The organism is Hydrogenophaga sp. Root209 (assembly GCF_001428625.1).
Taxonomy (GTDB): domain Bacteria; phylum Pseudomonadota; class Gammaproteobacteria; order Burkholderiales; family Burkholderiaceae_C; genus Hydrogenophaga.
In genome coordinates this window covers 52086-65653 of record NZ_LMIE01000003.1, presented here as the reverse complement: position 1 = coordinate 65653, position 13568 = coordinate 52086, and the positions used below count along the sequence as shown (strand labels likewise).

The 13568-nt window shown below is 67.7% G+C and carries 12 protein-coding genes; 8 read left to right on the top strand and 4 right to left on the bottom strand.

Annotated elements, in window-relative coordinates; genetic code table 11:
- Nucleotides 1–25 precede the first annotated feature (25 nt).
- Nucleotides 26–901: a class I SAM-dependent methyltransferase gene (locus ASE11_RS03870; protein ID WP_056266439.1), complete on the top strand. Its 876-nt coding sequence runs from the start codon at nt 26–28 to the stop codon at nt 899–901.
- A 147-nt stretch (nt 902–1048) separates the two neighbouring features.
- Here the strand turns inward: ASE11_RS03870 and ASE11_RS03865 are convergent, their stop codons facing one another.
- On the bottom strand, nt 1049–2617 hold the full coding sequence (locus ASE11_RS03865; protein ID WP_056266436.1) for a methyl-accepting chemotaxis protein: 1569 nt from the start codon (nt 2615–2617) through the stop codon (nt 1049–1051).
- A 219-nt stretch (nt 2618–2836) separates the two neighbouring features.
- Here ASE11_RS03865 and ASE11_RS03860 point away from each other — a divergent pair, with 219 nt between their 5' ends.
- The 6 genes from ASE11_RS03860 (at nt 2837) to ASE11_RS03840 (ending at nt 9236) form a co-directional block, all read left to right on the top strand.
- A complete protein-coding gene (locus tag ASE11_RS03860; protein WP_056266433.1) occupies nt 2837–4366 on the top strand; it encodes a BCCT family transporter in 1530 nt (509 codons plus the stop codon).
- Nucleotides 4363–5040: a MarC family protein gene (locus ASE11_RS03855; RefSeq protein WP_056266430.1), complete on the top strand. Its 678-nt coding sequence runs from the start codon at nt 4363–4365 to the stop codon at nt 5038–5040. The genes ASE11_RS03860 and ASE11_RS03855 overlap by 4 nt, the downstream gene beginning before the upstream one ends.
- A 144-nt stretch (nt 5041–5184) precedes the next feature.
- On the top strand, nt 5185–7638 hold the full coding sequence (locus tag ASE11_RS03850; RefSeq protein WP_156406226.1) for an ATP-binding protein: 2454 nt from the start codon (nt 5185–5187) through the stop codon (nt 7636–7638).
- A gap of 20 nt (nt 7639–7658) precedes the next feature.
- On the top strand, nt 7659–7784 hold the full coding sequence (locus ASE11_RS26850) for a hypothetical protein (RefSeq protein ID WP_268766266.1): 126 nt from the start codon (nt 7659–7661) through the stop codon (nt 7782–7784).
- A gap of 115 nt (nt 7785–7899) precedes the next feature.
- Nucleotides 7900–8301: a GreA/GreB family elongation factor gene (locus ASE11_RS03845; RefSeq protein WP_056266425.1), complete on the top strand. Its 402-nt coding sequence runs from the start codon at nt 7900–7902 to the stop codon at nt 8299–8301.
- Between the two features lie 74 nt (nt 8302–8375).
- Nucleotides 8376–9236: a universal stress protein gene (locus ASE11_RS03840; protein WP_056266422.1), complete on the top strand. Its 861-nt coding sequence runs from the start codon at nt 8376–8378 to the stop codon at nt 9234–9236.
- A gap of 43 nt (nt 9237–9279) precedes the next feature.
- Here ASE11_RS03840 and ASE11_RS03835 read toward each other — a convergent pair whose 3' ends face one another.
- From ASE11_RS03835 to ASE11_RS03825, 3 genes are all read right to left on the bottom strand, one after another.
- On the bottom strand, nt 9280–9579 hold the full coding sequence (locus ASE11_RS03835) for a hypothetical protein (protein WP_056266420.1): 300 nt from the start codon (nt 9577–9579) through the stop codon (nt 9280–9282).
- A 91-nt stretch (nt 9580–9670) separates the two neighbouring features.
- Complete coding sequence (locus ASE11_RS03830) at nt 9671–10771, bottom strand: patatin-like phospholipase family protein (RefSeq protein WP_082585516.1); 1101 nt, start codon at nt 10769–10771, stop codon at nt 9671–9673.
- Between the two features lie 34 nt (nt 10772–10805).
- A complete protein-coding gene (locus ASE11_RS03825; RefSeq protein WP_056266417.1) occupies nt 10806–11093 on the bottom strand; it encodes a GNAT family N-acetyltransferase in 288 nt (95 codons plus the stop codon).
- A gap of 112 nt (nt 11094–11205) precedes the next feature.
- On the opposite strand from ASE11_RS03825, the gene dinG reads away from it, so the two are divergent.
- Nucleotides 11206–13566 carry an ATP-dependent DNA helicase DinG gene (gene dinG, locus ASE11_RS03820; protein ID WP_056266412.1) on the top strand — a complete coding sequence of 787 codons (2361 nt, stop codon included), beginning with the start codon at nt 11206–11208 and terminating at the stop codon, nt 13564–13566.
- The last annotated feature ends 2 nt before the right edge of the window (nt 13567–13568 follow it).

Here is a 13568-nt window from a genome sequence, read left to right as displayed (position 1 = left end):
AAGCCTGTGAGCCTAAGCTGACGGCATGAACTCATCCATCACCGACGGACAGGCCTTCAAGGCGGGCATGCGCATTCAGTGGGACACGGCCGCTGCGGGCTGGAACGCGCACGCGGCGGACATCCGCGCATGGCTGCGCAAGCCGACCGATGCCATGTGCCGCATGGCCGGGGTGACGGCGGGCTCGCGCGTGCTCGACGTCGCGGCCGGGGCGGGCGACCAGACCCTTGACATCGCGGCGCAGGTCGGCCCACAGGGCCGCGTGCTCGCCACCGATCTGTCGCCGGCGATCGTGGCGCTGGCTCGGGACAACGCGGTCCGCGCCGGCTTCGGCCATGTCCAGACCCGGGTGGCCGATGGCGAAGATCTGGGCGTCGCCGAGGCCTCCTTCGATGCCGCGGTATGTCGGCTCGGGCTGATGTTCTTTCCCGATCCGCTGCGGGGGTTGCGCGAGATGCATCGCGCGCTGAGGCCCGGTGGTGGCGTGTGCACGATGGTGTTCTCCCGCCCTGAAAAGAATCCTTGCCTGACGATCCTCATGTCGACGGCGCTCAAGCACGCGGGCCTGCCGGCGCGCGACCCTTTTTCACCCGGGGGGCTGCTCAGCCTGGGCCAGCCGGGCCGGATCGACGCACTCTTCAGATCAGCCGGATTCCAGGACGTCGCGACAACGGCAGTCGATGCGGTGTTCCGCCTGCCCTCGGTCGAGCATTACCTCGCCTTCGTTCGCAGCTCGGCGAGTCCCATCCTGCAGATCCTCGGTCATCTCGACGCGGCGTCGGCCGAAGCGGCCTGGAGCGAGATGCGGGATCGGTTGCAGGCATTCACCACGCAGACAGGTTGGGAAGGTCCCAACGAGCTGCTGTTGACGGCGGGACGCCGCCCCGAGGCGGCGCCATGAAACATTCGATCCACGCGGAACACGCTACTGGGCGGCGGCGCAGCGGTACTGGCAGCCGGTGCTCCGAGCCAACGGCATTCGCGCCGACTGAAGGCGTGGCCCGCCGTTTGCCGTCACTTCTTCGTGGCGGCTCTCTGCGCGCCGGTCTCAGGCCAGCGCTGCAGCCAGCTTGAAGGTCGCGACCGTCTGCACCAGCTCGTTGGCCTGGCTCTTGAGGCCGCTGGCGGCCGAGGCGATCTGCTCGACCATGGCGGCGTTCTGCTGCGTGCTCTGGTCCATCTGGGTGACGGCCTCGCCCACTTGCGCCACCGCGCTGCTCTGTTCGGTGCTGGCCGAGCTGATCTCGCCCACGATGTCGGTGACGCGGCGGATGCTCTGCACCACCTCGTTCATGGTGTTGCGCGCCTGGTCCACCAGGGCCGATCCTTGATCGACGCGGTCCACGCTGTCGGAGATCAGGCCCTTGATTTCCTTGGCGGCCTCGGCGCTGCGCCCGGCCAGCAGGCGCACTTCGCCCGCCACCACGGCAAAGCCGCGCCCCTGCTCGCCCGCGCGCGCCGCTTCCACGGCGGCGTTGAGCGCGAGGATGTTGGTCTGGAACGCGATGCTGTCGATGACCGAAATGATGTCCGCGATCTTCTTGCTGGAATCGTTGATGGCGCGCATCTTGTCGACCATCTGCCCAACCACTTCCCCGCCCTGCACGGCGACCGACGAGGCGCTTTGCGCCAGCGCATTGGCCTGGCGCGCGTTGTCGGCGTTCTGGCGCACCGTGCTGCCCAGTTCTTCCATGCTGGCGGCGGTCTGCTCCAGCGCGCTGGCTTGGCTTTCGGTGCGCGCGCTCAGGTCGTGGTTGCCCTGTGCGATCTCGTTGCTGGCCAGCGCCACCGACTCGCTGCCCTGGCGAACGCGGCCGACGATGCCGGCCATGTTGTCGCGCATCGCGCGCAGGCCGTGCAGCAGGCTGTGCGTGTCGCCGGGCTTGAGGTCGATGCTCACGCTCAGGTCGCCCTGTGCGATGCGGTCGGTGATGGCGGCGGCGTGGCTCGGCTCACCGCCGAGCTGCCTGAGGATGCTGCGCGCGACCACCAGACCCGCCACCAACAGCAGCACGGCCAGCGCGAGCGAGCTCAGACCCATCATCAGGGTGCGTTCCCAGATGGTCGCCGTCACGGTGTCCACGTACACGCCCGAACCGATCACCCAGCCCCAGGGCGCGAAACCCTTCACATAGGACACCTTCTGCACCGGTGCTTCGCTGCCTGGCTTGGGCCACATGTACGACACATAGCCCGCACCGGACTTCTTGACCGTCTCGACGAATTCGACGAACAGGTGCTTGCCGGTCGGGTCCTTGTTGCCCTTCAGGTCCTTGCCTTCAAGGTCCGGCTTGATCGGGTGCATCACCATCACCGGCTGCATGTCGTTGATCCAGAAATACTCGGTGCCGCTGTAGCGCAGGGAGCGGATGGCGTCCAGCGCGAGGCCCCTGGCCTGCTCGTCGGTCATCTTGCCCTGTGTGGCCAGGCCGTGAAAGTGCACCGCCAGGCCGTGCGCGGTCTCCACCGTCTGCCGCACGCCGGCCTGCCGCTCTTCGAGGATCAGCGCTTTTTCGGAGGTGAGGAAGATGGCCAGCAGCACGGCGAGGCCGGCCACGGCGCTGGCCACGAGGATGCCGAGTCGTTTGGAGACGCCGAGTGAAGACAGTTTGAACATGGGGAGATCCAGTCGGGAAATGCTGAGGAGGTCCCGGTTGTATCGGCGCCCTGCCGCCAGGCTGTAGTTGGAAATGGGTGGGTTTGACCCCGTATTTCCCCACCCCCGCGCGGTTGGGTCCGTCGGGGTGGGCGGCATTGGACCCTGCCCCTTGCGTGTTCGGCCAGACAGGCCATTCCCCGCGTTGCGGCGCATACCCATCACTGGAGGACCATTCCCATGCAACTCATCTTCTCGGCCGGACTCATCCTGGCCATCGTCCTGTGGGGCGTCGTTGCCCCGGATTTGCTGGGCGGCGTGTTCGACACCCTGCTGGCCGTGATCACGCGCGACTTCGGCTGGCTCTACCTGTGGGTCGTGTTGGGCCTGGTGGTGCTGGCGATGGTGCTGGCCTTCAGCCGCTACGGCGATCTCAAGCTGGGCGCCGAAGACGACGAACCGGAGTTCTCTATCGGGTCGTGGTTTGCCATGCTGTTTGCCGCCGGCATGGGCATCGGCCTGGTGTTCTGGGGTGTGGCCGAGCCGATCTCACATTACGGCGCGCCGCCGCCCGGCATCGCGGCCCACACGCCCGAGGCGGCCAATGCCGCCATGCGCTACAGCTTTTTCCATTGGGGCCTGCACCCCTGGGCGGTCTACAGCATCGTGGCACTGGCCATCGCCTTCTTCCAGTTCCGCAAGGGCGGTTCCGCGCTGGTGAGCACGGCGGTCGAATCGCTGCCGTGGGCGCCACTGAAGAAGCTCGGGCCGGTTGTCAACGTGCTGGCCGTGATCGCCACCGCGTTCGGCGTGGCGGCCTCGCTGGGCATGGGCGCGCTGCAGATCAACAGCGGTCTGAATTCGCTCCTGGGCCTGCCGGTGGGCGAGGCCTCGCAGGTCGGCATCATTCTGGTGACCACGGTGCTGTTCCTGGCCTCCGCCGTCACCGGCGTCACCAAGGGCATCAAGTGGCTCTCCAACATCAACCTCATCCTCGCCGCGCTGCTCACGCTGGCGGTCTTCGTGATGGGGCCGACTGTCGCCATCATCGACACCTTCACCAGCACGCTGGGCAGCTACGTGAGCGAATTCGTTCGCATGAGCCTGCGCATGACGCCGTTCCGCGACAGCGGCTGGGTCAGCGGCTGGACCGTTTTTTACTGGGCCTGGTGGGTGAGCTGGTCGCCGTTCGTGGGCCTGTTCATCGCGCGCGTGTCGCGCGGGCGCACCATCCGCGAATTCATCCTGGGCACGGTGCTGGCACCCACGCTGGCCGCCTTTGTGTGGTTCTCGGTGTTCGGTGGCACCGCGCTCACCCAGGAAATCATGCAGGGCCTGCCGATGGCCGAGGCCGTGGGCGCCGATGTGTCCACCGCCATGTTCGCCATGTTCGATGCCCTGCCCATGAGCGGCCTGCTCAGTGGTGTGGCGACGATTCTGGTGCTGGTGTTCTTCGTCACCTCGGGTGATTCGGCCACGCTGGTGCTGGGCATGATGAGCACCGGCGGCCAGGCCAATCCGAGCGCGCGCGTGAAGATTGTCTGGGGCCTGCTGGTCTCGGGCATCGCCATCAGCCTGCTGCTGGCCGGCGGTGTGAAGGCGGTGCAGACCGCCACCATCGTGTTTGCCCTGCCGTTCACGCTGGTCATCGTGCTCATGGCCGTGGCCCTGTGGCGCGGCGTGCGCGAAGACTGGGACGACGAACAGAAGCGCGACAAGGCACTGCGCCGGCGCATGAAGAACCTGCTGGAACAGCCGCCTGTGGCATGACCTCCGAACTGCTGCTGGCGGTGGGCAAGAGCTACCTGTTCGTGTTCGCTGCCATCCTGCCCATCCTCAACCCGGCGGCCACCGCGCCCATCTTCCTGGGTCTGACCGAAGGCGCTTCGTCCAGCACGCGCGCGCTGCTGGCGCGGCGCATCGCACGCAACATGTTTGCGCTCATGGTGGGGTCCATGCTGGTGGGCTCCTACGTGTTGGACTTTTTCGGCATCTCGCTGCCCATCGTGAGGGTGGGTGGCGGGCTCATCGTGGCTGCGGCGGCATGGCGACTGCTCAACGCCAGCCACGCTGGCGACGATCGCCGCACCGTGCTGGCCGAATCGTTCACGCCCGAGCAGGCGCGCCGCCAGGCCTTCTACCCGCTCACGTTTCCCATCAGCTGCGGGCCGGGCTCGATCGCCGCGGCCATCACCGTGGGCGTGGCGCTCAACGACACGCGGCTGTCGCTGTCGCTGGCCCGCATGGGCGGTGGCGTGCTCGCGCTGGTCACCATCGGGTTGCTGTTGTACCTGGCCTTCCGCTATGCCCAGCAGTTGCTCAAGCCCTTGGGTGAGGCTGGCAGCGTGATTTTCCTGCGCCTGTCGGCCTTCATCCTGCTCTGCCTGGGTGTGCAGATTGTCTGGGACGGACTGAGCGAATTGCTGCGGGGCTTGTGGGTCTGAATTAGGGTGAATCCGCTGCGCAGGGTGTTGCCCCCCGAGGTATATTTTTGACACATCGGCACCAGCTGACGTCACCGACCCCCCACCCATGCCGTTCAGAGTTCACTGCGCCGTGTCGATCCCCTCTGCGTCCAAGCCCGCTCCGTGAGCACCCGCGCCCGTCTTGTGCCCGCCCTGGTGGCGCTGCTCACGGTGGTGGCCGCGGCATTTCTGTGGTGGCAGTCGGAGCGTTCACAGGCACTGGTGCGCGAGCAGGTGCTCCTGCAGGCGGAAAAGCGCAGCGTGCATCTGGCCGACGCCATGGGCGGGCAGGTCAGTGGCCTGTTGGCCACGCTCGATCTGCAATTGCGCGACCTGCGTCGCGAGTGGTTGCGTGGCCCACTGGGTTTCAACGAGTTCGCGCTGGGCGTGTTGCAGGGCTTGCCCCCGGACTTCGTGACCCACATCTCGGTGGCCAACGCTGAGGGTAATGTGGTGTACGACAGCCTGGCGAGGCCGCTCGCCACGTACGTGGGCGACCGGGCGCATTTCCAGACCCAGCGTGATGCAGCCGCAGAAGACCGCCTCTTCATCAGCCAGCCGGTTGAATCGCGCATTGCCCGGGGCTGGGCGCTCGTGGTCAACCGCCCCATCATGCGCGATGGCGTGTTCGACGGCACCATGCAACTCGTGGTGTCCACCGAATTCATCGCGCGCAGGCTGGGCGCCCTGCAGCTCTCAGATCAGGACGTGGTGTCCTTGATCGCGCCCGATGGGACTTTCCTCGCGCGCAGCCTGGACCACGCCGGAGCCATGGGCACCAGCGTGCCGGCGGACCGGCCTTTCCTCACCGATCGCACCGCCCGCAGCGGAAGCTTTCACACCCGCGGCCTGCTGGACGGCATTCCCCGCACCTATGGCTGGTACCGGCTGCGCGCATCCGGTCTGGTGGTGGCCATCGGCATTGCCGACGCAGCGGTGCTGCAACCCCTGGCGCCGGCCCTCGAGAACAGCCGCCGGGTGACCGCTGCGCTCATCGTGCTTCTGCTGTTGAGCGGCGGTTTGATCATTGCGTTGCTGTTGCACGTGGGGCGCAAGGCATCTGCGCTGGAAGCCAGCGAGGTGCTGCGGCTGCGGCAGTTCGAAAGCTCGCCACTGGCCATGTTGGTGATGGACATCCGGACCAATCGCTTTGTCGATTGCAACGAGGCGGCCTTGGCGCTCTACGGCTATCCCACGCGCGAAGCGCTGCTGAGCAAGTCGCCGCTGGGCGTCTCGACCCGGGTGCAACCCGATGGTCGAACCTCGGCCGAAAAGGGCGCGGCGTATTTCCAACAGGCCCAGCGTTCAGGTGTGGTGGTCTTCGAATGGCGCCAGCGGCGCCCCGATGGCAGCGAGTGGGACGGTGAGGGTCATTTGATGGCGTTCGAACTCGACGGGCGCCCGCTGATGCAGTTCACCATGCAGGACATCACCTTGCGCAAGCGCACCGAAGCTGCCCTGCAGGAGAGCGAAGCGCGGCTGAAAGAGGCGCAGCGCCTGGCCCGCGTGGGCAGTTGGAAACGCGATCTCGCCACCAACGAACTCAGCTGGACCGACGAAATCTTCCGCATCTTCGAGGTAGAGACGTCGGTCAGGCCCACCTACAAGACCTTCATCACCCGCGTGCACCCGGACGATCGTGTTCTCGTGACCGAGACCTACCAGCGCTCGTTCGACCGGCGCGAGCCTTACGACCTGGTGCACCGCCTGCTCATGGCCGACGGACGCATCAAACACGTTCGGGTCTCGGGTTTCACCGAGTTCGACGGCGACCGCCCCTTGCACAGCGTGGGCACCGTGCAGGACATCACCGAAGTGCACACCGCCGAAGAAGCGCTCAAACGCCTGAACGAGGAGTTGGAGTTGCGAGTGGCCGAGCGCACTCGGGAAATGTCCGTGCTCAACCGCGAGCTGGAGGCTTTTGCCTACAGTGTTTCGCACGACCTGCGCACCCCGTTGCGCAGCATCGAGGGGTTTGCCAGCTTGCTCGAAGAGGAGTGCGGTGCGGTGCTGAACGAAGACGGCCGGAACTACGTCGGTCGCATTCGCACGTCGTCACGGCGCATGGGCCGGCTGATCTCCGACTTGCTGACCCTGGCGCACCTGAGCAGCGCCGAGCTGCGCCGCGAACCGGTGGACCTCACGCGCATGGCCCACTCGATTGTCCGGGAACTGGCCAGCACCGATCCTGGCCGCCATGTGCGGTGGTGCATCGACGACGGCATGCAGGTCATCGCCGACCCTGGTCTCATGCGGGTGGTGCTGCAGAACCTGCTGGGCAACGCCTGGAAGTACACGAGCCAGACGCCCGACGCCGTGGTGGCGTTCACGCAAGCCGAACGGCCCCATGGTGTGGTGGAGTTCTGCGTGCGCGATAACGGCGCCGGCTTCAACATGGCCTATGCCGACCAGCTGTTCGAGCCGTTCAAGCGCTTGCACGCCCACCACGAGTTCGAAGGCTCTGGCGTGGGCCTGGCCACGGTGCGCCGCGTGATCGAACGCCACGGCGGTCGGGTGAGTGGTGAAGGCACCGTGGGGCGTGGGGCCGCATTCTGCTTCCAGCTGCCCGCGGGGTGAGCGCGGCCTACAATGCCGTCATGGCGTTCCACCCCACCATCACTGCCCACCCGGCAGCTTGCATGCCCCTCGCGGCAGGCGGCGCCGTGGCCGGTCGCAAGCTGATGGGTTCGGCGGGACTGCGCCAGCCGGCCGCACATTCTTAAGCCCGGCGATACCCCTTCCTCCCTTTTTGCGCAATCCAACCATCGCCGGGCCCCAGCCCAGCGCGATCGCGGGCGCCGCCTTTTCCCGGCGTGCCTGCACCAGTTGGAGTGCACCATGCACAAGACCCTTGCTGGTGAGCGGCTGCTCACCGAGATCGATTTCGCACGCCTGAACAACCTGCGCGGCGCACAGCTCCCGCCTGAGTTGGTTGATGCGCTCGACACCCTGGACCTCGTTCCCTCGCGCGAGATCCCGCCCGACGTCGTCACGATGTATTCGCAAGTCATCGTCGAAGACCTCGAGTCGAGGAAGCGGCAGAAGCTCACGCTGTGTTACCCCGCTGACGCCGAGCCACACCTTGGTTTCATCTCCGTGCTCTCGCCGGTGGGGACAAGCCTGCTCGGCCAGCGCATGGGCGCCACCGCCCGCTGGCGAACGCCCAACGGGGACGAATGCGCGGCCGAGATCGTCTCGCTGCTGTTCCAGCCCGAAGCCAGCGGCGACTACACCACCTAGCCGCTCCATCGCAACCGATCACGCCCCGCTGGCCTTGTGCTGCGGGGCGGGCCCTCGTTCGTCCAGGAATTCCCATGCACTTTGATTCCATCCTTGCCGTCTCCGACCTCACGGCGCTGTCAGCGCACGCATTGGAGCGCGCAGCCCTGCTGGCCCGACAACACCGGACCACCCTGCGGTTGGTCCATTTCGCCGAAGGCCCGAACACCTTCCTTGCCGATCCCGTCGCTCGTCTGGCGCAGCGTGCGCGGCAGCTGGCCCGGCGCCACGAGATCGCCGTGCACGTCCTGGAGAGATCGGCGTCGCTGGAGGACGTGTTGGTCGAGGTCCGTGCTTCCACCCTGCTGGTGATGGGGGCGTTGTCCCAGCGCAGCTGGAAGCGGTTTCACCGCGGCACGACGCTCGACCAGGCCGTGCACGGCAGCGTTTGCCCGCTGCTGGTGGTCAAGCAGGCGCCGCACGGACCCTATGAACGGGTGCTCGTGGCCATCGACCTGTCGCCACGCTCAAAACCCTTGATCGACTTCGCACGCCGGTTTTCAACCCCCACCGTGCTGAAGCTGTTTCATGCGATCGACACGATCGAGGACGCCAAGTTGCGCTCGGTCAACGTGTCGCGAGAAACGATCCAGGCCAACCGGTCGGGCTCACGCCAGCAAGCCAGGGACCGCCTCGCGCAACTCATCGACGGGCTGGACCACGGCCGGCACCCGCTGGCTTTCGACGTCGGCAATGGCGACCCGGCCTATTCGACCGCGCTGCACCAACAGGCCACGCGCGCCGAGCTGGTCGTGGTGGGCAAGCGGCGCAGTTCGTCGCTGGCGCAATTCCTCACCGGCAGCGTGGCCCAGCGGTTGGCCAAGTGGAACGACAGCGATGTGCTGGTCGCGCCCTTCGATGGCCTGCGCTCCAGCGGCGAAGACCATCACCGCTGAGTCTGCCAGGATCTTCTGGATGCCCTGGTGGACGTGCTGCCGCTCAGAGCGGGTCGTGAAGCGCTTTGGACAGCGCCGCGATGTTGGCCGCACTGGGCACCTGCGGCTTCATCTCGTCCTCCGCGGCGGTCGCGTTCTCGTGCGCCTGGATGGCGTTGACCATGTCGTACTGGGTTTCCCAGACCAGCGTCTTGCCAGGCGGGCACAGGTCGCGCAGGGTGCCGAACCAGTAGTAGCCGTCGTTGCCGCCGAAGAGCTTGTCGATGCCTCCAGCGTCGCCGGCCTTCAGGCCATGGGCCGACAGGATCTGGGTGAGCTTGTGGTGGGAGACGGAATAAGGCATGGCTGTCCAGTGAATGTGTGGGGTGACGGGGTGGCTTGCGCGCACGTCGTCATCGGGCCGGCGATTCTACTGAAGACAGGGGCCTGGGCCTTCAACCGTCGAGCACACCGGCCAGGTCGAAGCTGCTGCGCTCGCCCAGGTGCTGCCCGTGGGCGAGCAGCCAGCGATCGGCCGAGGCATGGCCGAGTTCGTGCAGCTTGGAGAGGAAGGACCACTGCGTTTCGGTCTTGCTGGCCGCGCCCAGCGGGCTGAGCGATTCGCCGCCGTCGATCAGGTGCACGCGCAGGTCCTGCACGCGCTTGAACAGCGGCTGGCGGTGGCGTTGGCCGGCGCGGCCTTCGCCCTCGATGAGTTGCTTGAGCAGCGCGATGCTGCGCATCTCCTTGAGCAGGCTGGCGTTGAACGTCACTTCGTTGATGCGGTCCAGGATGTCGCTGGCGCGCCGGGGCACGGTGTCGCGCAGCACCGGGTTGATCTGCACCAGCAGCAGGTCGTCGGCCGGCGTGTCGGTGATCAGCGGCATGAGCGAGGGGTTGCCCGCGTAGCCACCGTCCCAGTAGGCCTCGCCGTCGATCTCCACCGCCTGGAAGAGGAGCGGCAGGCAGGCCGAGGCCATCACCATGTCGGCCGTGAGTTCGTGCTGGCCGAACACGCGCAGTGCGCCGGTGCGCACCTGCGTGGCCGAGATGAAGAGCTGCGTCTTGTGGCAGGCGCACACGCGTTTGAAATCCACCGTCTCCACCAGGATGTCGCGCAGCGGGTTGAGGTTGAGCGGGTTGAGCTGGTAGGGCGAGAGCTGGCTGCCCAGCGCCGCGTTGAACTGTTTGAACGGCGCCAGCCACGGCGCCATGAGCGCCTGCGCCGGGCCGAACGCCGCGCTCAGCGGACTGCTCTGCAGCTTGTGAAAGGGCGAGATTTCGGCCACCCGCGTCCAGAACTGGCGCAGCACGCGCCGCGCGCCGTCGCGCCCGCCTTCCATGAGGCCAGCGGCCAGGGCCACCGCGTTCATGGCGCCGGCGCTGGTGCCGCTGATGGCCGAGATCTCCAGCGATTCTTCTTCCAGCAAGCGGTCGAGCACGCCCCAGGTGAAGGCGCCGTGCGAGCCGCCGCCTTGCAGCGCGAGATCGATCGGCAACTTGCCGCTGGCGGTGCGGGGGGTGGGCTTGCGTTTCGGGCGGGGTGTGGTGGTCATGGGCGCCAGGGCGAGGGTGTCGGTGAAGGGGCGGTTATGCCAGAACATCGCGGATCGATGGATCCCGGTCGAACTGGACTTTCACGTACGAACAGACAGGGATGACTTTCGTCTCGGTCCCACGGGCCCAGGCCACCATGGCGTCTTGCAACTGGCGTGCCACGCCGTGCCCCCTGAGGCTCGGGTCCACATAGGTGTGGTCGACGATGACCAGCGACGGGTGGGTGCGGCTGTAGGTCATCTCGGCGGTGCGCTGCCCGTTGCGCTGGATGTAGAAGGCGCCGCGCGAGCCGTTGTCCTGGTGTTCGATGGAATGGGCCATGACGATCTCCGGTGTTGGACGAACCGTCAGGCTACCACCCAGGCGCCCTGACCCCGGGGCAGGCATGCTGTCTGGGACAATCGCGCTTTGCCTTCTCGCCTCCCCTCCCCGCATGTCCACCATCCTCGAGCCGATCGCTGACGAAACACCCGCGCTGCCCACCGGCCCGCTGGCGCGCGAGGCGCTGGCCCTGGCGGCCTTCGACCACGTGGTGGCGCACGCGGGCGGCTACCGCGCCCGACCGGGCCAGCGCGAGATGGCCGCGCACATCGCGCACACGCTCGCTGGCGTGACGCCGGGCGACGACTCGGTGGCCTCGGACGCGGCACTGCCCGCGCGCGGCATCGCGGTGGTGCAGGCCGGCACCGGCGTGGGCAAATCGGCGGCGTACGCGGCCACCGTCATCCCGCTGGCATTGGCGCAGCAAAAGCGCGTGATCATCTCCACCGCCACCGTGGCGCTGCAGGAACAGCTGATCGCCAAGGACCTGCCGGCCCTGGCCGCCACGCTGCCCCAACCCTTCAGCTTTGCACTGGCCAAGGGGCGTGGGCGCTACGTGTGCCGCTTGAAGCTCGACCAGCTCTCGGGCGGCGACGCGGCGAGCGCCGACCTGTTCGAGAGCGACGACGCCCCCACCGACACCAGCGCCTCGGGCGTGGCCGCGCGCGCCGTGGCTTCGGCTTCCGCAGCGGCGCGCTGGCAGGAGCGCGGCGTGCAGTACACCGCCTGGGCCAACGCGCTGGACGGCGGCAGCTGGGACGGGGATCGCGACCGGCTCGATGAACCGCCCGACGGCAGCCTGTGGGGCCCCGTGGCCGCCGAGCGCCACACCTGCACCGCGCGCCATTGCCCGAGCTACAACAGCTGCAGCTACTACCAGGCGCGCGCCAGGCTGGCGCAGGCGCAGGTGATCGTGGTCAACCACGACCTGCTGCTCTCCACGCTCGGCCTGCACGCGCTGCCTGCGCCGCAGGATTGTTATGTGGTGTTCGATGAGGCGCACCATCTGGGCGCGGTGGCGCAAGGCCAGTTCACCGCGTCCATGGACCTCATGCGCAGCCAATGGCTGGACAAGCTGCCGCGCGCGGTGGACGAGGTGGCCGGTGCGCTGGATGCCCGTCCCACCTCGGACGTGGCGCAACTCGCCAAGGACCTCAAGACCGCGCAGGGAGAACTCGCGCGCCTGGCCATGCAGCGCATCGGCGCGTTGCCGGCATGGGCTCAGCTGACTGGGCGAACGCACACTTCCGTTCGCCCTGAGCCTGTCGAAGGGCTCTCCGGGTCTGCGCGCGCGGGGCTTCGACAAGCTCAGCCCGAACGGTGGGGTGACGCCCCGCCCATCGTCGACCGCTTCGACGGCGGCGTGCTGCCGCCCGGCTGGAGCGAGGTGGTGGCGCAGATGCACGCCAACGCCAGCGCGCTGCTCAAGGTGTTTGAAGCCCTGGCCACGCAGCTCAAGGCCAACGCGCGTGAAAACCCGAGCGACGCCGCGCGCTGCGCCAAGCTCTACAGCCGCCTGGGCGTGCTCGCGCCACGTCTGCAGAGCGCGCAGGAAACCGCCACGCTGTGGATGCAGGCCCCCACCGACGGCCAGCCGCCGCTGGCCAAGTGGCTGGAGGCCGGCATCCACCACGGCCTGGTCACGCTCACTGCGCACGCCTGCCCGCTGCAACCCGGCAGCCTGCTGCGCAACCACCTGTGGAACAAGGTGCGCGCGGCCGTGGTCACCTCGGCTTCGCTGGTGACCTGCGGCAACTTCGACCATTTCCTGCACGAGTCCGGTCTGGCTTACGACGAAGCGGTGGCCGCGCGCGAGGTGCAGAGCCCGTTCGACCACGCGCGCCAGGGCCGGCTGGTGGTGGTGCAGACCGTGGCCGACCCCAAGGACGTGGAGGGCTACACGCGCGAGATGCTGGCCTCGCTCATGGCCGACCTGCGCGAGGTCAAGCGCGGCGCGCTGGTGCTGTTCACCTCCAGGGCGCAAATGCGCCAGGCGCAGGGCCTGCTGGAGCGCGGCGAACACGGCGCGCTGCGCGAGCGCGTGCTGGTGCAGGGTGAGGCCTCGCGCACCGTGCTGCTGCGCCGCCATGCCGAGCGTGTGGCCGAGGGTGAATCCTCCATCCTGTTCGGGCTGCAGTCGTTCGGCGAAGGGCTCGATCTGCCGGGCGAGCTGTGCGAGTGGGTGTTCATCACCAAGCTGCCCTTCGCCTCGCCCAGCGATCCCGTGGGCCAGGCGCGCGCCGACTGGCTCAAGGCGCAGGGCCGCGACCCGTTCAGCGAACTGGTGGTGCCCGCCACCGGTGCGCGCCTGCTGCAGTGGACCGGGCGCGCGCTGCGCAGCGAAACCGACGAGGCCGTGGTGGTCTGCTACGACGCGCGCCTGCTGCGCCAGAGCTACGGCCGGCGCATGCTGCAAGGCTTGCCGCCCTACCGCCTGCAGCGCCGCGTGAACGGCGTGCTGTCCGACGTCTGATT

What these genes read in the sequence shown, in the direction of transcription:
- ASE11_RS03870 (WP_056266439.1), top strand. Translation starts at nt 26, where the DNA reads ATGAACTCATCCATCACCGACGGACAGGCCTTCAAGGCGGGCATGCGC.
- ASE11_RS03865 (WP_056266436.1), bottom strand. Translation starts at nt 2,617, where the DNA reads ATGTTCAAACTGTCTTCACTCGGCGTCTCCAAACGACTCGGCATCCTC.
- ASE11_RS03860 (WP_056266433.1), top strand. Translation starts at nt 2,837, where the DNA reads ATGCAACTCATCTTCTCGGCCGGACTCATCCTGGCCATCGTCCTGTGG.
- ASE11_RS03855 (WP_056266430.1), top strand. Translation starts at nt 4,363, where the DNA reads ATGACCTCCGAACTGCTGCTGGCGGTGGGCAAGAGCTACCTGTTCGTG.
- ASE11_RS26850 (WP_268766266.1), top strand. Translation starts at nt 7,659, where the DNA reads ATGGCGTTCCACCCCACCATCACTGCCCACCCGGCAGCTTGCATGCCC.
- ASE11_RS03845 (WP_056266425.1), top strand. Translation starts at nt 7,900, where the DNA reads ATGCACAAGACCCTTGCTGGTGAGCGGCTGCTCACCGAGATCGATTTC.
- ASE11_RS03840 (WP_056266422.1), top strand. Translation starts at nt 8,376, where the DNA reads ATGCACTTTGATTCCATCCTTGCCGTCTCCGACCTCACGGCGCTGTCA.
- ASE11_RS03835 (WP_056266420.1), bottom strand. Translation starts at nt 9,579, where the DNA reads ATGCCTTATTCCGTCTCCCACCACAAGCTCACCCAGATCCTGTCGGCC.
- ASE11_RS03830 (WP_082585516.1), bottom strand. Translation starts at nt 10,771, where the DNA reads ATGACCACCACACCCCGCCCGAAACGCAAGCCCACCCCCCGCACCGCC.
- ASE11_RS03825 (WP_056266417.1), bottom strand. Translation starts at nt 11,093, where the DNA reads ATGGCCCATTCCATCGAACACCAGGACAACGGCTCGCGCGGCGCCTTC.
- dinG (WP_056266412.1), top strand. Translation starts at nt 11,206, where the DNA reads ATGTCCACCATCCTCGAGCCGATCGCTGACGAAACACCCGCGCTGCCC.